The 23,460-nt window shown below is 69.5% G+C and carries 19 protein-coding genes and 1 pseudogene; 13 read left to right on the top strand and 7 right to left on the bottom strand.

The features are described from left to right. Positions 1-111 precede the first annotated feature (111 nt). The 3 genes from OG587_RS36185 to OG587_RS36175 all read left to right on the top strand — a co-directional run bounded on the left by OG587_RS36185 (position 112) and on the right by OG587_RS36175 (position 1,823). Complete coding sequence (locus OG587_RS36185; RefSeq protein WP_329083295.1) at positions 112-381, top strand: hypothetical protein; 270 nt, start codon at positions 112-114, stop codon at positions 379-381. Positions 382-589: 208 nt separating this feature from the next. Further along, a complete protein-coding gene (locus OG587_RS36180) occupies positions 590-1,306 on the top strand; it encodes an MgtC/SapB family protein (RefSeq protein ID WP_329083294.1) in 717 nt (238 codons plus the stop codon). Positions 1,307-1,415: 109 nt separating this feature from the next. Further along, a complete protein-coding gene (locus tag OG587_RS36175) occupies positions 1,416-1,823 on the top strand; it encodes an ArsR/SmtB family transcription factor (RefSeq protein WP_329083293.1) in 408 nt (135 codons plus the stop codon). Positions 1,824-1,838: 15 nt separating this feature from the next. Here the strand turns inward: OG587_RS36175 and tnpA are convergent, their stop codons facing one another. After that, positions 1,839-2,255 (bottom strand): IS200/IS605 family transposase, encoded by a 417-nt coding sequence (gene tnpA / locus OG587_RS36170; protein WP_329083292.1) that lies wholly within the window; start codon positions 2,253-2,255, stop codon positions 1,839-1,841. A gap of 22 nt (positions 2,256-2,277) precedes the next feature. Between tnpA and OG587_RS36165 the strand changes: the two genes are divergently transcribed. Together OG587_RS36165 and OG587_RS36160 are read left to right on the top strand one after the other, a co-directional pair. Next, a complete protein-coding gene (locus tag OG587_RS36165) occupies positions 2,278-3,501 on the top strand; it encodes an RNA-guided endonuclease InsQ/TnpB family protein (protein WP_329083291.1) in 1,224 nt (407 codons plus the stop codon). Then, complete coding sequence (locus tag OG587_RS36160; RefSeq protein ID WP_329083290.1) at positions 3,408-3,974, top strand: SRPBCC family protein; 567 nt, start codon at positions 3,408-3,410, stop codon at positions 3,972-3,974. The genes OG587_RS36165 and OG587_RS36160 overlap by 94 nt, the downstream gene beginning before the upstream one ends. 415 nt (positions 3,975-4,389) lie before the next feature. Here OG587_RS36160 and OG587_RS36155 read toward each other — a convergent pair whose 3' ends face one another. Continuing rightward, complete coding sequence (locus OG587_RS36155) at positions 4,390-5,223, bottom strand: alpha/beta hydrolase (RefSeq protein WP_329083289.1); 834 nt, start codon at positions 5,221-5,223, stop codon at positions 4,390-4,392. A 97-nt stretch (positions 5,224-5,320) separates the two neighbouring features. Beyond that, positions 5,321-5,932 carry a GNAT family N-acetyltransferase gene (locus OG587_RS36150; protein ID WP_329083288.1) on the bottom strand — a complete coding sequence of 204 codons (612 nt, stop codon included), beginning with the start codon at positions 5,930-5,932 and terminating at the stop codon, positions 5,321-5,323. 96 nt (positions 5,933-6,028) lie between these two features. On the opposite strand from OG587_RS36150, the pseudogene OG587_RS47400 reads away from it, so the two are divergent. Together OG587_RS47400 and OG587_RS36145 are read left to right on the top strand one after the other, a co-directional pair. Further along, a pseudogene (locus tag OG587_RS47400) lies at positions 6,029-6,526 on the top strand (GntR family transcriptional regulator); the annotation flags it as partial. 109 nt (positions 6,527-6,635) lie between these two features. Then, the gene (locus OG587_RS36145) at positions 6,636-7,049 is read left to right on the top strand and encodes a TetR/AcrR family transcriptional regulator C-terminal domain-containing protein (protein WP_329094106.1); all 414 of its coding nucleotides are present in this window, start codon (positions 6,636-6,638) and stop codon (positions 7,047-7,049) included. 152 nt (positions 7,050-7,201) lie between these two features. Here the strand turns inward: OG587_RS36145 and OG587_RS36140 are convergent, their stop codons facing one another. Beyond that, positions 7,202-8,077, bottom strand: coding sequence for an AEC family transporter (locus tag OG587_RS36140; RefSeq protein ID WP_329083287.1), 876 nt, complete (start codon positions 8,075-8,077; stop codon positions 7,202-7,204). Positions 8,078-8,152: 75 nt separating this feature from the next. After that, the gene (locus OG587_RS36135) at positions 8,153-8,620 is read right to left on the bottom strand and encodes an NUDIX domain-containing protein (protein ID WP_329083286.1); all 468 of its coding nucleotides are present in this window, start codon (positions 8,618-8,620) and stop codon (positions 8,153-8,155) included. On the opposite strand from OG587_RS36135, the gene OG587_RS36130 reads away from it, so the two are divergent. Further along, positions 8,619-9,116 (top strand): hypothetical protein, encoded by a 498-nt coding sequence (locus tag OG587_RS36130; protein WP_329083285.1) that lies wholly within the window; start codon positions 8,619-8,621, stop codon positions 9,114-9,116. The two genes, OG587_RS36135 and OG587_RS36130, sit on opposite strands and share 2 nt — an antisense overlap. A 175-nt stretch (positions 9,117-9,291) precedes the next feature. On the opposite strand, the gene OG587_RS36125 is transcribed toward OG587_RS36130, so the two are convergent. After that, positions 9,292-11,022: a carbohydrate-binding module family 20 domain-containing protein gene (locus OG587_RS36125; RefSeq protein WP_329083284.1), complete on the bottom strand. Its 1,731-nt coding sequence runs from the start codon at positions 11,020-11,022 to the stop codon at positions 9,292-9,294. Positions 11,023-11,223: 201 nt separating this feature from the next. After that, complete coding sequence (gene pulA, locus OG587_RS36120; RefSeq protein WP_329083283.1) at positions 11,224-17,097, bottom strand: pullulanase-type alpha-1,6-glucosidase; 5,874 nt, start codon at positions 17,095-17,097, stop codon at positions 11,224-11,226. Positions 17,098-17,462: 365 nt separating this feature from the next. Between pulA and OG587_RS36115 the strand changes: the two genes are divergently transcribed. The 5 genes from OG587_RS36115 to OG587_RS36095 are packed head-to-tail and all read left to right on the top strand — an operon-like array spanning position 17,463 to position 23,401. Beyond that, positions 17,463-18,755 (top strand): extracellular solute-binding protein, encoded by a 1,293-nt coding sequence (locus OG587_RS36115; RefSeq protein ID WP_329083282.1) that lies wholly within the window; start codon positions 17,463-17,465, stop codon positions 18,753-18,755. A 24-nt stretch (positions 18,756-18,779) separates the two neighbouring features. Beyond that, positions 18,780-19,772: a carbohydrate ABC transporter permease gene (locus tag OG587_RS36110; RefSeq protein ID WP_329083281.1), complete on the top strand. Its 993-nt coding sequence runs from the start codon at positions 18,780-18,782 to the stop codon at positions 19,770-19,772. Then, positions 19,769-20,647 (top strand): sugar ABC transporter permease, encoded by an 879-nt coding sequence (locus tag OG587_RS36105; protein ID WP_329083280.1) that lies wholly within the window; start codon positions 19,769-19,771, stop codon positions 20,645-20,647. Before OG587_RS36110 ends, OG587_RS36105 begins: the two co-directional genes overlap by 4 nt. A gap of 50 nt (positions 20,648-20,697) precedes the next feature. Further along, positions 20,698-22,314, top strand: coding sequence for a glycoside hydrolase family 13 protein (locus OG587_RS36100; protein ID WP_329083279.1), 1,617 nt, complete (start codon positions 20,698-20,700; stop codon positions 22,312-22,314). After that, on the top strand, positions 22,304-23,401 hold the full coding sequence (locus OG587_RS36095) for a LacI family DNA-binding transcriptional regulator (RefSeq protein WP_329083278.1): 1,098 nt from the start codon (positions 22,304-22,306) through the stop codon (positions 23,399-23,401). The genes OG587_RS36100 and OG587_RS36095 overlap by 11 nt, the downstream gene beginning before the upstream one ends. The last annotated feature ends 59 nt before the right edge of the window (positions 23,402-23,460 follow it).

Raw genomic sequence — 23,460 nt, 5'->3', positions numbered from 1 at the left:
GGGCCGGGTGGTCCGCGGGCCGGTGGGACGGGCAAAGTCCTGGCCAAACGGCGTTACAGGGCATGCGGGGCCGGGGATTGGCGTGGTGTGTCGTGATTCACGGAGGCCGCCATGGTCAGGAAAACCACCGCCGCTTCGAATGGCAGGACGCGCGGCCGGGCGAACGAGGAACAGCCGCCGCACATCACCCTGCCGGTGATCGGCACGCTGACCCTGCCGCCGCCGGACCGGCTGGTCTTCTACGGGGTGCTGGGCGCGCTGGGCACGTTGGGAGTCATCGAATGGCCCGTCGCGCTCGTCGTCGGCCTCGGCCACTATCTGTCGGAACAGCGACGGTTCCCGATCCTGCGGCAGGCCGGGCAGGCCGCCGAGGCGGCGTAACCGGTACCGGGGACGCCTTCACCGCGACCGGGCACGGAAACGCTTTTACCGGGAACGGAAACGCCTTCACCGGTACCGGAAACGCCTTTACCGGCGTCGATGCCGGAAACGTCTTTACCGGGGCCGGTCGCAAGGACGCCCTCACCTGGCCGCGGAATCGAGACCGGGACCGGGACCGGGCCCTGGACGGGGACCGGGGGTGATGGTGATGGCCCCTCTCGGTGAACTCGCCGGACAGGGCTGGACACAGGTGGGGGCGCTGTTCCTCGCCTTCGTGCTCTCGGCCGGGATCGGCCTTGAGCGGGAGGTCCGCCAGAAGAGCGCGGGCCTGCGCACCCACACCCTGGTCGGCTTCGCCGCCGCCCTGATGATGCTGGTGTCGAAATACGGCTTCGCCGATGTCCTGGGGGAGAACGTCACTCTCGATCCGTCCCGCGTGGCCGCCCAGATCGTGTCCGGCATCGGCTTCATCGGCGCGGGCCTGATATTCGTTCGTGGTGACGCGGTTCGCGGCCTCACCACCGCCGCGGCGGTCTGGCTCACCGCCGGGGTGGGCATGGCGGCGGGGGCCGGGCTGTGGCTGCTGGCGATCGTCGTGACCGTGGGGTACTTCGTGACGGTGTTCGTCCTCACGCCGCTGGCCGACAGGCTCCCTCGGTCCAAGTACGCACCCTCGCGGCTCCAGCTGACCTACCTTGAGGGGCGGGGCGTGCTGCGGTCGGCACTGGCCGAATGCACGCACCGGGGATTCGGCGTGGACGAGCTGTCCGTTGACCAGCGCCCCGGGAGGCGGACCCCGGAGGCCGTGTCGCTCTCGCTCACCGTGCACGGCGTCGGCTCGCTAACGGAGCTGACCACGGCGCTCTCCGGGATCGACGGGGTGCTCGCCGTGGTGAGCCTGGACCCCGACGCGGCGGCGCTCTGAAACGGAAGGTCCTGAGGGGGACGGGACGGACGCCCGCATTGACAGGCAACCGAAAGGTTGCTTGAATCCGAACATGCATCCGGATGGTTGCCTAACTCTGTGAGACAGCATGGACGCGGTATTCAAGGCCCTCGCCGACACCAGTCGCCGGAGGTTGCTCGACAGCCTCAACCGGCACAACGGCCAGACCCTGCGCGAGCTGTGCGCGGGGCTGGACATGACCCGGCAGGCCGTGACCAAGCACCTGTCCGTCCTGGAGGCGGCCGGTCTGGTGGAGACGGTCAGACGCGGCAGGGAGAAGTTCCACTACCTCAACGCCGCGCCCATCAACGAGCTCGCCGATCGGTGGATCGGCCGCTACGACCGCGAGCGGGCGCGCGCGCTCGCCGACCTGAAACAAGCCCTGGAGGGTACGGACGTGTCCGAGACCAGTTTCGTCTACATCAGCTACCAGAATGCGGGTCAGTGCTCCGGCCTTCAGGCCGGGGGCGAAGGCCCGCGCGGGAAGGCCCTCTGAGGGCCTGAGCGTGCCCTAAGCCGGGCGGTTTTGCCGCTCGATGCACCGGCGCAGGACACTGATCGGTACGCCGCCCACCGACCCGGCGAAGTATGAGCCCGACCACAGCCTGTTCGCCCGGTAACAGTGACGGGCCGGCTCGGGAAACTCGGTGCGCATCCTGCGTGAGGATACGCCCTTCAACGAGTTGACGAGTTTGGACAGGGCGATCTTGGGCGGGAAGTTCATCAATAGGTGGACGTGATTGTTCTCGCCGTTGAACTCGGCAAGCTCGGTCTCGAAGTCGGCGCACACGTCCCGCATGATCTCCTCCATCCTGCTCAGGTGGGGGTCGGTGAACACCCGGTGCCGAAACCTGGTCACGAAGACCAAATGCGCATGCAGGGCAAAAACGCAGTGCCTGCCGGTCCTGATGTCTTCGTGTTCGGCCATAAACCAACGATAGAATTAACGGGTGCGGCTTCGTTACAACTACCGGGTGTATCCCGACGGCGACCAGCGTGCCGCGCTGGCACGGGCGTTCGGGTGCGCCCGCGTGGTGTTCAACGACGGGCTGCGTATGCGGGCCGATGCCCGCGCGGCGAATTTGCCATACATCTCGGACGGGGATCTGTCCAAGCGGATCATCACTCAGGCCAAGCAGACCCCGCAGCGGGCGTGGCTGGGCGAAGTCTCAGCCGTGATCCTTCAGCAGGCGCTCGCCGATCTGAACACCGCCTACCGCACCTTCTTCGCTTCCCTGGCAGGCAAGCGCAAGGGCCGCAAAGTCGGCCCGCCCTGGTTTCGGTCGCGCAAGGACTCCCGCCAAGCGATCCGGTTCACCAAGAACGCCCGGTTCACGGTCACCGAGTCGGGCCGCCTGCGGTTGCCGAAGATCGGGGATGTGCCGGTTCGCTGGTCGCGGTCGCTGCCGTCGGACCCATCCTCGGTGACGGTGATCAAGGACTCGGCGGGCCGGTACTTCGCGTCGTTCGTGGTCGAGACCTCCGACGAGCCGTTGCCCGAGACGAGCCCCGAGATTGGTATCGATCTGGGTCTGACGCACTTCGCGGTGATGTCGGACGGCGAGAAGGTGGACAACCCGCGCATCCTGCGGCGCGCGGCCAAGAAACTCCGCAGGGCGCAGAAGGCGCTGAGCCGCACGCAGAAGGGCTCGGCGAACCGGGGCAAGGCCAAGCTCAAGGTTGCCAAGGCGTACGCCAAGGTGACCGACACACGCCGAGACTGGGCACACAAGCTCTCCACCACGTTGATCCGCGACAACCAAGCGGTGTACGTGGAAGACCTTGCGGTGTCCGCTCTGGCGCGCACCAAGCTGGCCAAGAGCGTGCACGACGCGGGCTGGTCACAGTTCGTCGCCATGCTGGAGTACAAGGCCGTCAGGTACGGCCGCCACTTCGCCAAGATCAACCGCTGGTTCCCGTCGTCGAAGCTGTGCTCGGCGTGCGGCACCATCGCCACCTCGATGCCGCTCACCATCCGGTCGTGGACGTGCGGATGTGGTGCCACCCACGACCGGGACATCAACGCCGCGATCAACATCCTCGCCGCCGGGCAGACGGAGAGACTAAACGACTGTGGAGTGTGGGTAGGACCGGGAGCGATCCCGGCACCGCGCGAAGAAGCAGTAACCCACCCGGAGCCGCACGCGCGGCAGACGGGAATCTCCGTCCTTTAGGGCGGAGTGGATGTCAAATCGAGACCACTCCCGACCGGCTGTGGGAGGCCCTGACCAGCCCGGCCTTCATCAGCCGCTACTTCGGCGGCGGGGGCCCGCGATCCGACTGGACGCCGGGGGCCCCGATCGAGTGGAAGGTCTCCGCGGACGGAGAGTTCCACGACTGGGGCCAGCGGGTGCTCGAGGCCGAGCCCGGCAAGCGCCTGTCGTACACCTGGCACAACTACGAGCGGGAGGTGGCCGAGCTGTTCGGCTGGAGCGACGAGAAGCTCGCCGAGCTCAGGAAGGAGCCGATCTCGAAGATCACCTTCGAGATCGAGCCCGCCGGTGGGGCCACGGTCAAGCTGACCGTGACCCACGAGGGCCTCGCCGCGGGCAGCGAGATGATCAAGGGTGTCAGTGAGGGCTGGCCCGAGATCCTGTCGAACCTGAAGACCCTGCTGGAATCGGGCGAGACGCTGCCGCTCGGTTAGGCGCCGGGCGGCGGCCTCCGTGGCCGTCCGTGGCCCGCCCGGCCGCGGGTAACGATCCAGCTCATCCTGGGCCTTCAGTGTGGATATGTGGCTGTTTGCACGGTTTGTTGGCTGAGGATCCCGTGGGATGAGTAGGGGCTACTCATGCTTCCCGCCGCGCCCCCCGCCTAGCGTTCGGGAAGACCCGTCCCGCCGATCCACGGGGGCCGGCGTGGAAGGGCTGGATCCATCCTCATCACCGTTCCGATGACTCCGGCGCCACTCCTCGCGGGTGTCGTACCGGCTGCGGGAGAAGTCGCGAGCCTGGCGGGGGCCGGCTCGTGGACCATCCCGTCCGGCGGCCCCGGGCGCCGGTCATCGGGCGGTGGACCGTCCGCGTCTGGCGCCTGCGCTGACCGGTCTCCGGGCCGCAGGGTCAGCGGCCGGCGAGCTCCGAGAAGATCTCCACCAGTTCGGGCCGGTCGAACGGGCCGACATGGGGTGCGGCGACGCTTCGCACGTCAGTCGGGTTGTCCGGAGTGAGACGGTCGGCCTCTTCGATGAATCGGTCCTGCAACGCCAACGGAATCAGCCGGTCGAGGGTGAGGCGCACATAGGTCCGGGGAATCCGGCCCCAGGTGTGTGCTTCGCCCCGGGCTTCGGCCAGCGGAATGCCGGCGGTCTCGTCCGGCTCCAGCATGGCGAGCAGCCGGCTCACCCCTTCGTCGGTGAAGTCTCCGGCAAGGCATTGCTTGACGCCTTGGAACACCGCCGGGTCGGCTGAGCGCCAGTTGAGCCGGCTCACCCCCAGGACCGCCGGATCGGCGACCATGGCCGCGGTCACCTGGGGGAGCAGGCTCTCGCTGTTCTCCGGTGTTTCGAGGTAAGCGGTCATGTTCGGCAGGTCCACGCAGCAGTACGCCGCGACGTAGACAACCCGCTCGAGCAGTTCGGGGATGACGTTGCCGACCCTGCTCAGGGTGACGCCGCCCTGGCTCATGCCGACAAGGATCACGGGCCCGTGGCGGCGGGCGCGGCGCACCACACCCACGACGCGCTCGACATAGTCGTCGATGGTGATCTTGGCGAGCGGCGACGGTTCGGTCGCCAGCGCTTCGAGGTCCTGCGGGGCCTGGTAGGAGCGGGGATAGAACGCCTCGCTGCCGTGTCCCGGAAGGTCGACGGCCACGCACCGGTGCCCGCGCAGGGTGAGCTCGTTGGTCAGCCCCGAGATCCAGGCCGCCGAGGAGTTGGTGCCGTGGATGAACACCAGGGTCGCCGGTCGCCGATCGGCTTCGCGGTTCGTCGTCATTGAAGTTATCTCCTTCTGTCTGTCTGTCTGTCGGACGGGTGGTGTGAGCCGGTGGTCAACGGTGCGGCGGGCGCCACATCGGCCACAGGAGTGGGCTGTCCGCCACGCGAACCGGCTCGCCGAGATCCTCGAATCCATGCCGCCGGTAGAGGGCGCGACTCCTGGGCGAGCTCGCCTCCAGATACGCGGCGAGCCCGTCGGTGTCCGCTCGCTCCAGTCGGTGCCGCAACATCGCCGAACCGAGTCCGGCGCCCTGCCGCCCGCTGATCACCCCCATGCACGGGAGGTAGAGGTGCGGTTCGCGATCGGGGTGCCGTGGGGCCAGCGCCTGGCCCAGGGCCGTCAATCGCGCGCCGTTCTCACCGAAGACCGTCTCCCGGCCCGCCTCGGGCGCGTCCGGGGGCTCCTCGTAGGGCGTCTGGCCCGCGGCCAGCGTCAGCCATACCGAGGCGCCCTCGCGACGGCCGGCCAGGTACGCCTCGGCGGCGGGATGGGTGAGCAGGGGGCGGTAGTGGTGCCTCTGGAGACGACCTCGTTGGCCCGCCTCGGGGAAGAGCCAGCAGACAAGGGGATCGTTCATGAACGCCTCGGTCAGGACGTCCAACACCGCCTGCCGGTCTGCGTCATCCGCCCGCCGCACGGATGCGTACGGTGTATTGACTGTCATGGGTACAGCGTATTGGGTTGGCTGGACAAGTAGGCATGATTTGGGGATTCAGCCAGTTAAAGTGAACTAGTGCTGAGAGATTGAACTAGTACACTTTTGCCGGACGGCAACCTCGCTGGGAGGTCGGGGGCTCCATGCCGTCGTCAACGCGGCGACCGGAACCGCCATACCGCCATACCGCCATACCGGCAGATCGTCGCGGAGATCCGTGCCCGGATCCTGGCCGGCGACCTGCGGCCCGGAGATCGGGTGCCTTCCATCCGGGAGATCGCCCGGCGATGGGGCGTCGCGGTCGCGACCGCGACCAGAGTGATGGCCACCCTCCGCGATGACGGGCTGGTCGAGACGAAGGTCGGCGCCGGCACGGTGGTCAGCACCCTCACGGGTCAGAAGCAGCCGGTCGGCGTGACCACTCCCCTCAGACCACCGCGGGCCGGCGTCCCCAAGCAGGCACTGAACCGGAAGCGAACTCTCCGCACCGCCATCGCGATCGCCGGCATCGAGGGACTCGACGCCGTGTCCATGCGGCGACTCGCGGCCGAGTTCGGTGTCGGTCCGATGTCGCTGTACCGGCACGTTTCGAGCAAGGACGAATTGGTGACGCAGATGGCCGACGAGGTCTTCGGCGAACCAGAGCTACCCGTCCCGGGATCGGACGGTTGGCGAGCCAAGCTCGAACTGATCTCCCGCCTGCAAATGGGAGCTGTGCCGGCGACACCTCTGGCTGCCCGGGGCCATCTCGTTCATTCGCCCGTTGCTGGTGCCCAACGTGATGGCGCACACCGAGTGGACCCTGCGTGCACTCGACGGGCTCGGACTGCCCATGACGACACGGATTCGCGAGGCGCTCACTCTGCCCGCACTGGTCCTCACCGTCGCGCTGTCCATGGCGGATGAGGCCGAAGCCGAGCAGGAGACCGGTGTGACGCTCGACCGGTGGTGGCTGACACAGCGGAAGCGGGCCGACGAACTCCGCCACTCCGGACGATTTCCGCTGCTGGCCGCGCTTACCGGGGAAGAAGTGCCGGACGTGGACGGATTGTTCGAGTACAGCCTTGCGCGCCATCTCGATGGTTTCGTCGCCCTGGTGGAGGATCAGACTCGAACGCGCCCGTAGTCCTGTCTCGTCAGAGGTGCTGAGGACGGGCGGCTGTCGCCGCACTCGATCAGGTCCATCAACTCCCACGACCCGAGCGCCGAGCCCCGATCCCGGTGCGGATCTCCCCAGGTGGTCTCGGATCACGCGGCCCCGGATTACGCGGCCCCGGATCAGGCGGCTCCGAGGAAGGCGATGACGGACAGGGTGCCCAGGGACAGGACGCTGGAGACGAGGATGGCGTCGCGGGGCAGGTCGGTTGGGCGACCGTACTCGGCAGCGTACACGTAGGTGTTCTGGGCGGTGGGAAGCCCGGCGAACAGGACGGCCGCGAAGAGCGCCGGGCCGTCGAGGTGGAGGAGGAAACGCCCGACCAGGAAGGCCACCAGCGGCTGGACCAGCAGTTTGAGTATCACCGCCGGTCCCGTCCCGCGCCAGGAGACGGCCGAGCCGTTCAGGGACATGCCCAGCGAGAAGAGCGCCAGGGGCACCGCGGCGCCGCCGAGGATCTCCAGGGGCCTCAGCGCGAGCTCGGGCAGCCGCCAGCCGAGGGCTGAAACGCCCAGGCCGAGGAACGAGGCCGCCACGATCGGCGTTCGCAGCGGGGCGAGAAAGGACGCGCGCCCGGCCCCGAGGCCGAGAAAGATCAGCGGGGAGACCATCAGGACCTGGAAGATCAGGACCGACACCACGAACGTCGCGTCGTGCAGGACGTACAGGCCGACGGGGATGCCGAGGTTGCCGGCGTTGACGTAGGCCGACGACATCGCGCCGATCACCCGTTCCGGCAGCTCGCCGCGGAAGAGCGCGAGCGCGAGCAGGCCGACGGCGAAGGTACTGATCGCGAAGGCGAGCAGCGGGCCGGGCCGGATCTGGTCGAGCGGGGTACGGCTGAGCGTGGTGAACAGCACCGCGGGCATCGCGACGATGAACGCGAACCTCGTCAATGCCTGCCGGATGTGGACGCTCGCCCATTCGAACCGAGCGGCCAGCCAGCCGAGAGCGCCAATAAACCATATAGGGATGAATGCTGCGATAACCGACGGCACTCGGCATACCGTAGCCGGGTTCTCGCGCTCCCCGGGAAGCCCGGTCCCTTCCCGGACCGGAACCGGAAACGCGGCTCAGTCGATATGCGGGTACGCGCCGTTCAGGTAGTCGTTGAGCTGGCGCCACTGGGTCGGGTGGATATCGAGGGTCTGGAGGTCTTCGGGCGCCACCCATCGGACGTCGCTGGCCTCGTCGTTGGCTCCCGGCTGACCGCTGACCGGTCGGGCGATCAGCATCACCTCGTACTCCTGGCGAACCTCCCCGTCGGTGTAGGCGACGATGTGACCGGGATCGGAGTAGATCCCGAGCATGCTCACCGGCTCGACGGTGATCCCGGTTTCCTCTTGGGTCTCGCGTACGGCGCACTGTGAGGGCGTCTCGCCGATCTCCATCTTGCCCATCGGCAGCGCCCACTGGCCGGTGTCGCGCCTGCGCTGCAAGAGGATGCGGCCGGTGTCGTCAACGGTGACGGTTCCGCAGGCGGGAACCAGGGTGTTGGCCTTCGGCGCGTTCGGGTCGTTCCAGAACTCGACTCGTCCCATGGGTCTTCCGGCGGCCTACGGTCCCTCCACGACCACATGGAGCGAAGCGATCTTCGACCAGTCCGACATCCCCGAAGACCTCGACCAGCTCGAACTCGAAGTCACGACCGACTACCACGCCACCCTCACCCGTACCGGCAAGCGCTGGACCGCCACCGTCCAGGACCTCCCGGACGGCCACGTCATCCAGGTTCAGGGCGCGACCTGGAGAGAAACCGCGGACAACGCCATGGAGCGCGTGTTCGACCTGCTCGCCCCCGACCCCGGTACCGCCGGTTTTCACTTCACCCCCGCCGACCCGGAGGCGGCGAACGCACGGAAGGCCGTCTCAGACGCACGCGTCGCACGCCTCTACGCTGAACAGGCCGAGCGCGACGCCGTCCGCAACGCCGCCCGCACTCTCATCGAACAGGGCTGGACCACCCGCGACATCGGCAGCCTGCTGGGCCTGTCCCACCAGCGCATCTCCCAGATCGTCCCCCGCACCACCACGTAACGGAACTGATCACACGCTAAGCCGGTTCGGTGAGGCCGGCAGGTGTTGCCGATCGGAGGCCAGCGTCGGTCGAGAGCCGGCACCGGCCTCTGACCGGCACCGGTTCAAGGGGTGGCGATCGCAACTCAGCGCAGGTCAGCGGCTGGCACCGGCCGGGGCCGGTGCCAGCTGGAGGTCAGCGCCAGGAGTCGGTGCGGGTGGCGGTGCCGCCGGAGGGGGTGGTGAAGGAGCGGTTGGGGTCGCTCTCCCAGGTGACCGAGCCGTCGGGGTTCTTCTTGATGTACTTGTACTGGACCGCGGTGCCGGGCGGCAGGTTCACCGTGGCCCGCCAGACCGGGTACGCGGCAGACGACAGGGCGATCGCGTTCGCCGGGTTCCAGGAGCCCAGCTGGGCGACGTTGCCGACGACGAAGACGTTCTGGCCCCAGTTCGTGGTCACGGTCGCGTTGAACGTGGTGGCGACCTGGCCGGGGTTCACCGTCGGCGTCGGGCTGGGGCCGGGACCCGAGGCGCCGGTGTGGATGGCGACCGCGCCCCTGGCGGGAACGGTCACCGAGGCCGAGCCGCCCGCGCCGACGGTCACCGAACCGCCGCCCGCGACGTTGGCGTAGGTCCCGGCGGGCAGGCCGGTGGAGAAGGTGCGGGTGAGGCTCCCGCCCTCGTTGTTGATCGCGACCCAGCCCTTCGCGCCTCGGCTGAAGGCGATCACGTTGTTGCCGTTGTCGTACCAGTTGCCGACCGTGGTGCCCTGGACGGCGCGGTTGAAGCCGACCATGCCGTTCATCTGGCGGTGGAAGCAGGTCCACTGGCCGTTGCCGCAGTTGGCGTCGGTGGCGAAGCCGCCGCCTGCCGACGGCGGTCCGGCCTCGCCGTTGCTCCAGGTGAACCCGGAGTAGACCCTCGGCGTGCCGTACGGCCAGGCGAGCATGAAGACGTTGGCCAGCCGGTAGGCGTCGCCGTACTTGTAGTTCATGGTCGAGCCGTTGCGCTCGGTGTCGTGGTTGTCAATGAACACCACGGCCTTGTCGCCGGGCACCGACAGGCCCCAGCTCTGCCCGAAGGACTGCAGGTTCCTGATCTGGCCGCCGTTGAACTGCTCCTTGAGTTTGCGCCCGTACACGAACTCGTGCACGTCGCCGATCCCGGTGTACTGGCTCGGGCTGATCGCCTCGCCGTCGCCCTGGATGACCTCCTGGTGGATGTACGGCGAGCCGGTGAGCCTGCCCTTGATCGCGGCCAGGTCGCCGGGGTTGATGTGCTTGGCGGCGTCGACGCGGAAGCCGTCCACGCCGAGGGAGGTGAGCCTGTTGAGGTAGCCCGCGATCTGGTCGCGGACGTACTCGGAGCCGGTGTTGAGGTCGGACAGGCCGACCAGCTCGCAGTTCTGCACCCGCCAGCCGTCGTTGACGTAATCGGAGCCGTTGATCCCGCAGACGGGGGAGTGGAAGTCGGCGGCGGAGTAGAGGCCGGGGTAGTCGTACTTGCCGAAGGTGTAGCCGCCGTAGCTGGTGCTGCCCTGGCCGGTCATGTGGTTGATGACGGCGTCGGCGTGCACCTTGAGCCCGGCGGAGTGGCAGGCGTTCACCATGTTCCTGAACGCGTTCTCGTCGCCGAACTTGCTGGTGAGGGTGTAGCGGGCGGGCTGGTAGATGTCCCACCAGACCGAGCCGCCCCGGGACATCGAGTCGCTCGGCGGGGAGACCTGCACGGCGGCGTACCCGGCCGGGCCGAGGACGTCGACGCACTCCCTGGCGACGGAGTTCCAGTTCCAGTTCCACAGCTTCACGATCGGGCCGGGGGTGGGCGGCGCGGCCTGGGCCGGGGCGCTCAGCGCGCCGGGTACCAGCACGGCGGCGCCCACCAGGGCGCTCAACGCCGTGGCGACGACGACTCTGTAGGGTTTCACGAGGGGGCCTCCAGGATCGATGGACGGGTTCCCTGGCCGGGCCGGGTGCTGCAACACCCGGCCCGGCGGCTTTTACGGGGCTGTGCGGGGCTGTACGGGAACTTCCCGGAGGGTTCCGAGAAGTTCCGTGGAGTTTCGTGCGGGTTCTGTCAGGGCTTGGCACAGAGGGGTTCCGTCAGGGCTTGGCACAGAGGGGTTCCGTCAGGGCTGGACGAAGACGGCGACCGTGCGGGCCGGGACCGTCAGCGTGCCCGTGGCGGGGTCGAACGTCGACTGCTTCACGACGGCGTCGTCGCCGGCCGTCTGGACGGGGTGGAGCGTCACCCGGGTGCCCTTCAGCGCGGCGACGGTCTGCGGCCGGGCCTCGGGGGTCGCGTTGAAGACGACGGTGACCGACTTCCAGCGCGGGTCGATCCCGGTGGCGTCCAGGTGCATGGTCACGACACCCGGGGTCTCCGAGGTGCCGCTCGTCGGGAAGGTGAGGCGCTTCTGCACCTCGGCCAGGGTGGCGAGGCCGAAGACCGGCGAGGAGGAGCGGATCCTCAGCAGCTCCCCGTACCGGGCGCGGGCCGCGCCGATCGCCGCGCAGTCCGGCTTCAGCGCCGGGTCGCCGAGCAGCGGTCTGGCGTACTGCCACTTGTCCTCGTTGTCGGGCTTCGGGGGAAGCCCGGCGCCGAAGCCGTTGCCCGCCGAGCAGTCCCACAGCAGCCGGTTGAACCAGTCGCCCGAGTCGTAGGAGTTGCGGTCGAGCGACTTGGAGCGGAGCCGCTCGCTGCCCGCGTGCACGAACGAGGTGCCCTGCCCGAGGACGGCCGTGGCCAGCGAGAGCGACTGCATGCGCACCCGGTCGGCCATCGCGGTCGCCGGTGGCAGCTTGTACGCCAGCGCGTCGAACAGCGTCTCGTTGTCGTGGGCGTCCACGTAGGTGACGACCTCGTCCGGTGAGGCGGTGTACCCGGCGGGGGAGCCGTTGTAGCTCACCCCCGAGCCCTTGACCTCCTCGCCGCTGGAGGCGGTGAAGGTGTAGTCGCGGAGGTTGCCGGCGAGCCCGACCTTGATCAGGTCCTGGTAGTTCAGCAGCCGGGCCCGCCGCTGCCCCTCGTCGCCGTTGGCCGGCGAGCCGTTGGGCGCCCCGGCGAGCCCCGAGCCGAAGCCCTGCACGCGGGGGTCGGCGTCGAACGGGCCGCCGCCGCGCACCGCGTCGCGCAGCCGGTCGCTGAAGGTGCCGATGCCGGTGCCGGCCATGTTGGCCTGGGTCGCCTGCTCGAAGCGGGCGCCGTCGGCCACCTCGCCGAAGTTCCAGCCCTCCCCGTACAGGATGATCGACTTTCCGTCGACGCCGTCGCGGGCGACGGTGAGCTTGTCCAGGGCCGCGCGGACCGCGACCATGTTCGCCTTCGGGTGGTGGCCCATCAGGTCGAACCTGAAGCCGTCCACCTTGTACTCGCGGGCCCACGTCACGACGGAGTCGACGACGAGCCTGCCCATCATGGCGTGCTCGGGCGCGGTGTTGGCACAGCAGGTGGAGGTGGACACCGTGCCGTCGTCGAGCAGCCGGTGGTAGTAGCCGGGCACGAGGCGGTCGAGCACCGAGGTGGGGTCCTGGCCGGCGGCGTGGGTGTGGTTGTAGACCACGTCCATCACCACCCGCAGCCCGGCCTTGTTCAGCCCGCCGACCATGCCGCGGAACTCCCTGATCCGCGAAGACCCGTCGGGCTCGGCGGCGTAGGAGCCCTCGGGCACGGTGTAGTGCAGCGGGTCGTAGCCCCAGTTGAAGGAGTCCTTGGCCGCGGTGAGCGCGACGCAGGCCTGCTGCTCCTCGGAGTCGGGGGGCATCGAGGCCAGGTCGCAGGCGGGCTCGGTCCGGTCGGCCTTCTTCTCGGGGACGGTCGCCATGTCGAAGACGGGCAACAGGTGCACGTGGGTCAGCCCGTCCCCGGCCAGCCCGCGCAGCTCCCGCATCCCCGCCGAGTCGCCGGTGAACGCCGCGTACGTGCCGCGTTCGGCCGCCGGGACGGTCGTGTCGGAGGCGGAGAAGTCGCGCACGTGCAGCTCGTAGATCGACGCCTTCCGCTGGGGGACGGCCTTCGGCTTGGCCAGGGACGACCAGCCGTCGGGCCGCAGGGCCCGGTCGGACAGGTCGGCGAGCTGGCTGCGGCCCGAGCCCGCCGAGAGCGACAGGCTGTACGGGTCGGTCACCTCGTTGACGACCACCTTGCCCTCACTCGGCACGTAGACCGTCACCAGGAAGGTGTAGTAGCGGTCCTTCCAGTCCCGCTGCCCCCGCAGCGACCAGACGCCGGTGCCGTCGTCGCGGCGCATGGGGTGGACGGTGCGGTCGCCGCCGGAGGAGCCGCGGTAGAGCGCCAGCTCGACCTTGGCCGCGGTCGGCGCCCAGACCGACAGCCTGGGCGTGCCGCCGCTCCACGAGGGCCCGAGCTCGGCGGTCGCCGCCTTGGGGTACAGGTCGTCGAGCACGCCGGGCAGCTGCGTGCCGGTGGCGGTCAGCAGCGCGCCCGAGGCGTCGCGCTCGACGGCCACGACCTGGCCGCGGGTGGCCTCGGCCACCAGGTCGGCGTCGCGCGGGTCGACGGTGAACGCGGCGTGCCCGGCCAGGTGTGGCCACTTCGCCTTCTGCGCCTCGGTCAGCGCGCCGGGCGCGAGGCGGATCAGCCTGAGGTCGCCGGTCAGGTCCCCCTTGTCGTAGGTGATGCCGCCCTTGGCGGAGAAGGCGAGGGAGTAGCGGTTCGAGGCGACGGCGTCGATCTTCCAGGCGACGGTGGCGCGGTCGATCCAGTGCGCCGACGACTTCGACAGGTCGGCATCGGCCCCGCGCGCCGAGGGCTGGGGCAGCAGGTGGCCCTCGGTGGCCGCGACCCGCCACACCTCGTGGCCGGTCGCGGTCAGGTCCAGCGACTGGTTGTCCGGAAGGTCCTTGGTGTCGCCCTTGTGGATGATGTAGTTCACGGTCTTCGCCCCCTCGGTCAGGGGGACGCGGAAGTGCACGCCGAACCCGTCCTCGCCCGCGGGTCGCAGCGGCGCGCCCCACTCGGTGGGAGCGGCCACATCACCCCACAGATGAAGTCCCCACCCGTCGTAGTTCCCGTCCGGCCGGTGGTAATGCAGGATCGCGACGTTCTCGGCCGCCGCCCGGCTCGGGTGGACCTTCGCCACGCCCGAGGCGACGTAGGCGTCGGGCCGCAGCGCCGGGGTGAACGACTGGTCGGGCCCGGGGTCCTTGGTGTCGCCCCTGTGCACGATGAAGTTCGCCGGGGCGGAGGCGTCCTTCAGCGGCACCCTCCAGAACGCGCCGTAGGAGTCGACGCCGTCCGGCGGGCGCGGCGCGGCCCACTCGGTGGGCACCCCGTCGGCGAGCCCGTCGCCCCACAGGTGCAGCCCCCAGCCGTCGTAGTCCTTGTCCGGGCGGCTGTAGTGGACGGTCGCGTACCCCTGGGCCGCCGCGCGGGACAGGTGCGTCTCCGGTTTCCCCTTCGCCAGCCAGACCTCGCCGTTCCTGGCGGGGTTCACGATCCGGTCGCCGCCGTCCTTCTCGTCACCCTTGTGAGCGATGATCCCGACGCTGGTGGCACCCGGCTTGAGCCTGATCCAGGCGAAGCGGCCGTAGGAGTCCTCGCCGGTCAGCGGGAGCGGGGTCGCCCACTCGGTCGGGTTCTCCACGTCGCCCCAGACGTGCAGGCCCCAGCCGTCGTAGTCAGCGGCGTCCTGGCGCTGGTAGTGCACGACCAGCCAGTCGCGCTTGACCGCGCCGGGCTCCTCGGGGGCGGGCTCGGCGCCGACGGTCGCCTGCGCGCCCGCCGAGGCGAACCGGCCCGCCGAATCCTTCACCACGGCCTTGTACGAGATCCTCGTGCCCGCCGCGATGCCGCGCAGGTCGTGAAAGACCCGGAAGGCGCGACCCGAGGGGGTGGCGTTGGGGGCGTCGTCGGTGCCGATCGCCCTCCAAGGTCCTTCGCCCACCTTGGCGGCGAAGGTGACCTGGTCGAATCCGGTGCCCGGCACGGTCGCGACGACCGGGATCCGGCCGTCCTCGGCGGTGCCCCCGATCTCGGTCCCGGGCAGCGCGATCGCGATGGCCGGGGCCGAGGCCGGGGCGGCGAGTTTGGCGGGCGCCTTGTAGACCACCGCCGACAGGGCGGGGACGGTGAGCGCCAGCTTCGTGTCCGTGCCGGTGGTGAGCGTGGCGGCGCCCTCGCCGTACACCCTGGTGAAGGCCGCGCCCGCCGAGAAGGTGGGTACGCTCGCGGTCGCGGCCTGCTCGGCGTTGTTGACCGCGACCAGGTACTCGACCTGCCGGGAGGCGTCGATCCTGGAGAAGGCGTAGACGCCGCCGGAGACCAGCCGCTCGATCTGGGCGCCGTCGGCGAGGGCCGGGTGGGCGTCGCGCAGCGCGGCCAGGGCGGAGATACCCCGGTAGAGCGGGTGGGAGGGGACGAAGTTGTCCTTGGCGTGGGTGGAGTCGGTGCCGATCAGGTCGTCGCTCAGGTAGCTCTCGGTCCTGGAGGCGAACATGGACGCGCGGGCGTCCTGGTCGCCGCCCTTGCCGGTGAAGCCCTGCTCGTCGCCGTAGTAGACGACCGGCTGGCCCCGGGTGAGGTACATCAGCTCGTGGGCGAGCAGGTCCCTGCGCAGCAGCTCGGAGTCGGGGGCGCCGGGGTTGTCCTGGGCGACGAACCGGCCGATGCGGCCCATGTCGTGGTTGCCGAGGAAGGTCGGCAGCGACGACGCGTTGCCGTCGGCGTCGGTGTGGTAGTCGTCCCCCGCGTACAGCCGGGCGAGCCTGGACGCGTCCGCCGTGCCGCCGCCGAAGGAGCGGGCGGCCTCCTGGAACGGGAAGTCCAGGGTGGCGTTCATGCCGCCCCGGGTGGAGTAGCGGCTGGTGAAGGCGGGTTCGCCGGAGTAGACCTCGCCGAACATGAAGAACCGCTTGTTGCCCTGCTGGGCCGCGTAGCCGCGCAGCGCCGGGGAGAATTTCTCCCAGAACTCCATGTTGACGTGCTTGGCGGTGTCGATGCGGAAGCCGTCGAGGCCGGTGTCGCGCACCCACGTCCGGTAGATGTCGGTCATGCCCTTGACGACCTCGGGGCGCTCGGTCCACAGGTCGTCGAGGCCGAAGAAGTCGCCGTACTCGTCGTTCTCGCCGCCGCTGAAGGTGGAGTCGCCCCGGTTGTGGTACATCGTCGGGTCGTTCAGCCAGGACGGGGTCTTGACGTTCCTCGGCGCGACCGGCGTGTACGGGAACGAGCCGGTGTCCACCTTCGGGAAGGTGTCCCTGCCCGCGTGGTCGCGGTCGTCGAACGGCACGCCGCCGGTGTCGACGTAGGGGTAGGCGCCCTTGGAGCGGTAGGAGTAGGTCTTCTCCGTGTAGTCGACCACGTCGGCCGTGTGGTTGGTGATGATGTCGAAGAAGACCTTCATCCCGCGCCGGTGGGCCTCGCGCACCAGCTCCTTCATCTGGGCGTTGGTCCCCAGGTGCGGGTCGATCCTGGTGAAGTCGGTGATCCAGTAGCCGTGGTAGCCGGCCGAGGTGTTCGCGCCGGTGCCCTGCACGGGACGGTTCACGAACGCCGGGGTGATCCAGATCGCGGTGCTGCCCAGGTTCTTGACGTAGTCGAGTTTGCCGAGCAGGCCCTTGAGGTCGCCGCCCTGGTAGAAGCCCTTGTGCGCGGGGTCGAAGCCGGTGGTGAGCCGGTCGCCGGACAGGCCGCCCCGGTCGTTGCCGGTGTCGCCGTTGGCGAACCGGTCGGTCATCGCGAAGTAGAAGCGCTCGCGGCTCAGGTCGGCGCGGAGCGCGTCGCGCGCGAGGTCCCTGTCGGAGGGCTCGGCGGTGCGGCTGAGCGCGGACACCACGGGGCCGGTGTCGCGCGCCCGCGCGGACGCGGGGGCCGCGGAGGCCGGTACGGAGAGGGTCGCGGACACCGGAGAGGACGCTGGGGAGGTGGACGCGGCGGCGGGGAGCGGGGCGGCGGCGAGGGGTGTGGTGACCAGGGCCACCGCGAGCGCGGCACCCGTCAGAAGGGTCGTTCTCGCGCGCCGTGGGGGGAGCGGCCAGACCACGGGGGGCCTCCACGGGAGTTGTTTCGGGGGTATTGCCCGGAAGTTACTCACTAGGAATGGTCTGTGCAATCCCTTGCGGCAATTTTCTGAATCCCGGTAATTCGGGGGCGTCCGGAAGGGACCCAATCGAGAGTCCAAAACGTACAAAAGATGACTTATCGGCCTTGAAGTGGTGATATCGCCGCCCATGGTTTAAGTGGAGGATCGGGTAAGTCCTTAGCTTTGGGCGGCTTTGTAACGACTTTGCAGACTCTTGCAGAAACTTCTTCCAATGGGATTCATGTCGGCGTAACGTCCGGCGTACTCCAGACCCGGCCGGACGGCTCTTCGGTCCCGGCCGCCCCCTTGAACACGAGGAGAAGAACATGCGGCGAGCCTTCTCGGCCGCGACGATTGTCGCGGCCCTCGCCCTGGCGGTCTCCGCCTGCGGTGGCGGTGACGCCGGCACGGCGGCCCCCACCCAGCCCGCGGCGACGGACCCGTCGAAGATCACCGGTGAGATCACCTGGTGGGACACCGTCAGACCCGACAGCGAGGGCCCGACGTTCCAGGCGCTCATCAAGGAGTTCCAGGCCAAGTACCCGGGCATCAAGGTCAAGTACGTCAACGTCCCCTCCGACCAGGCGCAGAACCAGTTCCAGACGGCGGCGCAGGCGGGTGCGGGGGCGCCGGACGTGATCCGCTCCGAGGTCGCCTGGACCTCCCAGTTCGCCTCGCTCGGCTACCTCCAGCCGCTGGAGGGCACGCGCGCCGTGGAGAACGAGTCGGACTTCCTGCCGGGGCCGCTGAGCAGCACCAAGTACAACGGCAAGACGTACGCCGTCCCGCAGGTCACCGACACCCTCGCGCTCATCTACAACAAGCGGCTGCTCAAGGAGGCCGGGCACGAGAAGGCCCCCGCCACGGTCGAGGAGCTCAAGCAGGCCGCGCTCGACGTCAAGGAGAAGACCGGCGCCAGTGGCCTCGCGCTCAACGTCGACTCCTACTTCCTGCTGCCCTTCATGTACGGCGAGGGCGGTGACCTCCTCGACGTGCAGAACAAGAAGATCACCGTCAACTCCCCGGCGAACGTGAAGGCGATGGCCGCCGTCTCCGACCTGATCGCCTCCGGTGCCGCGCCCAAGCCCGCGATCCAGGACAGCTACGCCAACGCGATGACCGCCCTCAAGGACGGCAAGACCGCGATGATCTACAACGGCCCGTGGGCGCTGTCGGAGATCTACCAGGGCAAGGAGTTCAAGGACAAGGAGAACCTGGGCATCGCGCCCGTCCCGGCGGGCTCGGTCAAGGCCGGGGCCCCCACCGGCGGCTGGAACCTGGCCATCTACGCCGGTTCCAAGAACCTGGACGCCTCCTACGAGTTCGTCCGCTTCATGAGCACCCCCGAGTCCCAGGCCAGGGTCGCCAAGGAGATCAGCCTCCTGCCGACCCGAGTCTCCGCGTACGACAACCCCGACGTGCAGGCCAACAAGGACGTCGCCGTCTTCAAGCCCATCATGGACACCGCGACCGCGCGGCCGTGGATCCCCGAGGGCGGCCAGCTCTTCCAGCCGCTCCTTGAGGGCTACCAGTCGCTGGTGGGCGGCACGGCGACCCCCGAGGACATGCTCAAGAAGGTCGACGGCCAGTACCGAGGCATCTTCAAGGACTGGAGCTGATCCGTGGCGCTCTCGACTGGGCGTGTGAACAGCACGGCCAGGGACCGGGCCGCGGGTGCCGGCGGCGCCCGCGGCCGGGGCCGCCGTAAGGAGCCCGGCCCGTTCCGGCGGGTGACGGGCAGGCACTGGTACGCCTGGGCCATGGTCGCCCCGGTGATCCTGGTCACCGCCCTGCTGGTCGGCTGGCCGCTGGCCAGGGGCGTCTACCTGTCGCTGACCGACGCGACCGAGGCCAACATCGGCCGGACGATCGGCGTCAACGTCATCCCCTCGACCTACGAGTTCGTCTGGTTCGACAACTACGTCGCGATCCTGACCAGCGGGTTGTTCTGGGAGAAGCTGACCTGGACGGTCGTGTGGACCGTCGTCTGCGTGGCGTTCCACTACGGCCTGGGCCTCGGCCTGGCCCTGCTGCTCAACCGCAAGGTCAGGTTCCGCTCGGCCTACCGGCTGCTGCTCATCCTGCCGTGGGCGATCCCGGGCTTCGTCTCGGCGTTCATCTGGCGCTACCTCTACAACAGCGACTTCGGCGTGATCAACGCGATGCTCAGGGCCGCGGGCCTGGGAGCGGTCGGCTGGCTCGACGACCCGACCACGGCGAAGATGGCGGTCATCGCGGTCAACGTCTGGATGGGCGTGCCGTTCATGATGGTCGCCGTGCTGGGCGGGCTCCAGTCGATCCCCGGTGAGCTGTACGAGGCGGCGGAGGTGGACGGCGCCACGCCGTGGCAGCGCTTCCGCTTCATCACGATTCCCGGCCTGCGTACCGTGTCGAGCACGGTCGTCCTGCTGGGCACGATCTGGACGTTCAACATGTTCCCGGTGATCTACCTGATCAGCGGGGGAGGGCCGGGCAGCTCCACCGAGATCCTGGTCACCTACGCGTTCCGTGAGGCCTTCACCGGCGTCCGCAACTACTCCAACTCCGCGGCATGGGGAGTGATCATCCTCCTGCTCCTCGTCGTGCTGGCCGTGGTCTACCGGCGCTCGCTGCGCAAGCAAGGGGAGGTCTGGTGAGCACCACCACCGGCGCCACGGCCACCGCCGGGCGCGTCCGGGGGCGCGGGGAACGCAGCGCGGGGAAGTCGATCCTGCTGCACGCGACCCTGCTCGCCGCCGTCGCCGTCTCGCTGTTCCCGATCGTCTGGCTCGTCCTGACCTCGCTCAAGCCGCGCGACGGCTGGCTCTCCAGCGAGCTGGAGATCTTCAACCAGCCCTCGCTGGACAACTACGCGCGGGTGCTCACCGAGACGCAATTCCCGACCTGGCTGCTCAACTCGGTGATCGTCGCCGGGCTGACCACGGTCATCGGCGTCTTCCTGGCCTCCACGACCGGGTACGCGATCAGCCGCTTCCGCTTCCCCGGCTACCGCGGGGTGATGTGGACGCTGCTCGTCATCCAGATGTTCCCGGTGGCGATCCTGATCGTCCCCCTCTACAACCTGATGGCCGGCCTCGGGCTGCTCAACCAGATCCCCGGCCTGGTCATCGCCTACATGACGGTGGCGGTGCCGTTCTGCGCGTGGATGATGAAGAGCTACTTCGACTCCATCCCGCGCGAGATCGACCAGGCGGGACTCGTCGACGGCCTGACGCCGTTCGGCGCGTTCTGGCGGGTCATCCTGCCGCTGGCCAGGCCGAGCCTCGCGGTCACCGCGTTCTACTCGTTCATGACCGCCTGGGGAGAGGTGGCCTACGCCACCGTGTTCATGTCGCAGGAGGAGAAGCGCACGCTCGGCATCGGGCTCCAGCAGTTCGTCGGCCAGCACTGGTCGGACTGGGGCCTGCTCACCGCCGCGGCGGTGCTGATCGCGGTCCCGGCGGCGGCGGTCTTCCTGCTCGTCCAGCGGCATCTGGTCGCCGGGCTTACCGCCGGTGCCACGAAGTCGTAACACCGTCGTGCTATTACGTCCTGATATGTCATCCGATCGGGGGATTTAATATGACCGAGCTTGTCCGGGCGGACCGTACTGCCGGAACCGTCACCCGATGGTGGCGCGACGCGGTGATCTACCAGGTCTACGTGCGCAGCTTCGCCGACGGAAACGGCGACGGCGTGGGGGACCTGCTCGGCGTGCGCGGCAGGCTCCCGTACCTGGCGGACCTCGGGGTCGACGCGATCTGGCTCACCCCGTTCTTCACCTCGCCGATGGCCGACTTCGGCTACGACGTGGCCGACTACCGGGACGTGGACCCGATCTTCGGGTCGCTGGCCGACGCCGGGGCGCTGATCGACGACGCGCACCGGCACGGCCTGCGGGTCATCGTGGACGTGGTGCCCAACCACACCTCCGACCGGCACGCCTGGTTCCTGGAGGCCCTGGCGGCGCCCCCCGGAGACCCCGTCAGGGAGCGCTACATCTTCCGCCGGGGCAGGGGTGCCGGAGGGGAGCTGCCGCCCAACGACTGGGAGTCGGTCTTCGGCGGCCCCGCGTGGACCCGGCTGCCCGACGGCGAGTGGTACCTCCACCTGTTCGCCTCCGAGCAGCCCGACCTGAACTGGGAGAACCTCGAGGTCCACGCGGAGTTCGAGTCGATCCTGCGATTCTGGCTGGACATGGGCGTGGACGGCTTCCGCGTCGACGTCGCCCACGGCATGGTCAAGGCGGACGGCCTGCCCGACGTCGGCCACGCCGACCAGGTCCGGATGATCGGCACCGAGGTGGTGCCGTTCTTCGACCAGGACGGCGTGCACGAGATCCACCGGGCCTGGCGCAAACTGCTCGACTCCTACCCCGGGGAGCGGATCGGCGTCGCCGAGGCGTGGGCGCCGTCCTCGCGGCGGCTGGCCAACTACGTCCGCCCCGACGAGATGCACCAGGCGTTCAACTTCCACTTCCTCGTCGCCCCCTGGGAGGCCACCGCGTTCCGCGCGGTCATCCAGGAGTCGCTGACGACGGCCGGGCTGGTCGGCGCGCCCTGCACCTGGGTGCTGTCCAACCACGACGTCAAGCGCCACCTCACCCGGTACGGCGGTGGCGAACTCGGCCTGCGCCGCTCCCGCGCCGCCGCCCTGCTGACGCTCTCCCTGCCCGGCTCGGCCTACGTCTACCAGGGGGAGGAGCTGGGACTGCCCGAGGTCCTCGACCTGCCGGAGGAGTTCCTGCGCGACCCGCAGCGCCTGCGCAACCCCGACGACGGCCGCGACGGCTGCCGGGTGCCGCTCCCGTGGGCCGACGGCGAGCCGCACTTCGGCTTCAGCCTGCCCGGCGCCGGGGGGACGTGGCTGCCCATGCCGTCCTCCTGGGGGCCGCTCAGCGTCGCGTCCCAGCTCGACGACCCGGTCTCCACGCTCAACCTCTACCGGGAGGCGCTGCGGATCAGGCGCGAGCGCCGCTCCTTCGACGACGCCCCGCTGACCTGGCTCGAATCCCCGGAGGGCACCCTGGCCTTCGCGAGGGGCGACGGGTTCGCCTGCACGGTCAACCTCACCGGCGACCCGGTGGAACTGCCCGCCCTCGGGCGGATCCTGCTGGCCAGCGCGGAGACGGCGGTCGAGGGCGGCGTGGTACGGCTCGCCCCCGACTCCGCCGTCTGGTGGGAACCCGATGTCGCCTAGCACCGGCCAGCTCGGCGCCGGGAACGGCACCGGCCCTGGCGCCGGACCCGGACCCGGCGCCGGGAACGGCACCGCCAGGCTGGCCGACATCGCCGCGCAGGCCGGGGTGAGCGAGGCCACGGTCAGCCGGGTGCTCAACGGCAAGCCGGGCGTGTCCGCCCTCACCCGGCAGGCGGTGCTGACGGCTCTGGACCTGATGGGGTACGAGCGCCCGCAGCGGCTGCGCCAGCGCAGCAACGGGCTGATCGGCCTGGTCACCCCCGAGCTGGACAACCCCATCTTCCCGGCCTTCGCCCAGGCCTTCGAGAAGACGCTCACCCAGCACGGCTACACCCCGGTGCTCTGCACCCAGCTGCCCGGCGGGGCGGTCGAGGACGAGTTCACCGAGATCCTGGTGGAGCGCGGGGTCAGCGGCATCATCTTCGTCTCCGGGCTGCACGCGGACATCACCGCGCGCTCGGACCGCTACACCCAGCTGATCGGGCAGGGCGTGCCGATCGTCCTGCTCAACGGGCACGCCGCCGACGTGCCCGCCCCGTTCATCTCCCCGGACGACCGGGCCGCGGCCCGGCTGGCCGTCCAGCACCTGGCCGACCTCGGCCACGAGCGCATCGGTCTGGCCGTCGGCCCCGGCCGGTTCGTACCGGTGATCAGGAAGATCGAGGGCTACCGGCGGGCGATGTCCCAGCTGCTCGGTGTCACGGACGTCGACGAGCTGATCTCGCACTCGCTGTTCTCCGTGGAGGGCGGCCAGGTCGCGACGGCGCAGTTGCTGGCGCGCGGCTGCACGGGCATCGTGTGCGCCTCGGACCTGATGGCGCTGGGCGCGATCAGGGCCTGCCGCGACCGCGGGCTGTCGGTGCCGGGAGACGTGTCGGTGGTGGGGTTCGACGACTCGCCGCTGATCGCGTTCACCGACCCGCCGCTGACCACCGTGCGCCAGCCCGTGCAGCCGATGGTCACCGCCGCCGTGCACACCCTCCTGGAGGCCGTCGCGGGCGCGCCCGGCCAGCACTCCGAGCTGATCTTCCAGCCGGAACTCATCGTGCGGGGCTCGACGGGTTCCGGGCCCAAGATCGTTCGCTGATCGCGCCCGCCCGCTGACATTTCGCAACGGTCCGTTTCTGCCACCGTCACGGGCTTCCC

Source organism: Streptosporangium sp. NBC_01469 (assembly GCF_036227305.1).
GTDB lineage: Bacteria > Actinomycetota > Actinomycetes > Streptosporangiales > Streptosporangiaceae > Streptosporangium.
The sequence above is the reverse complement of the archived record's forward strand: the minus strand, read 5'-3'. Positions and strand labels throughout refer to the sequence as shown.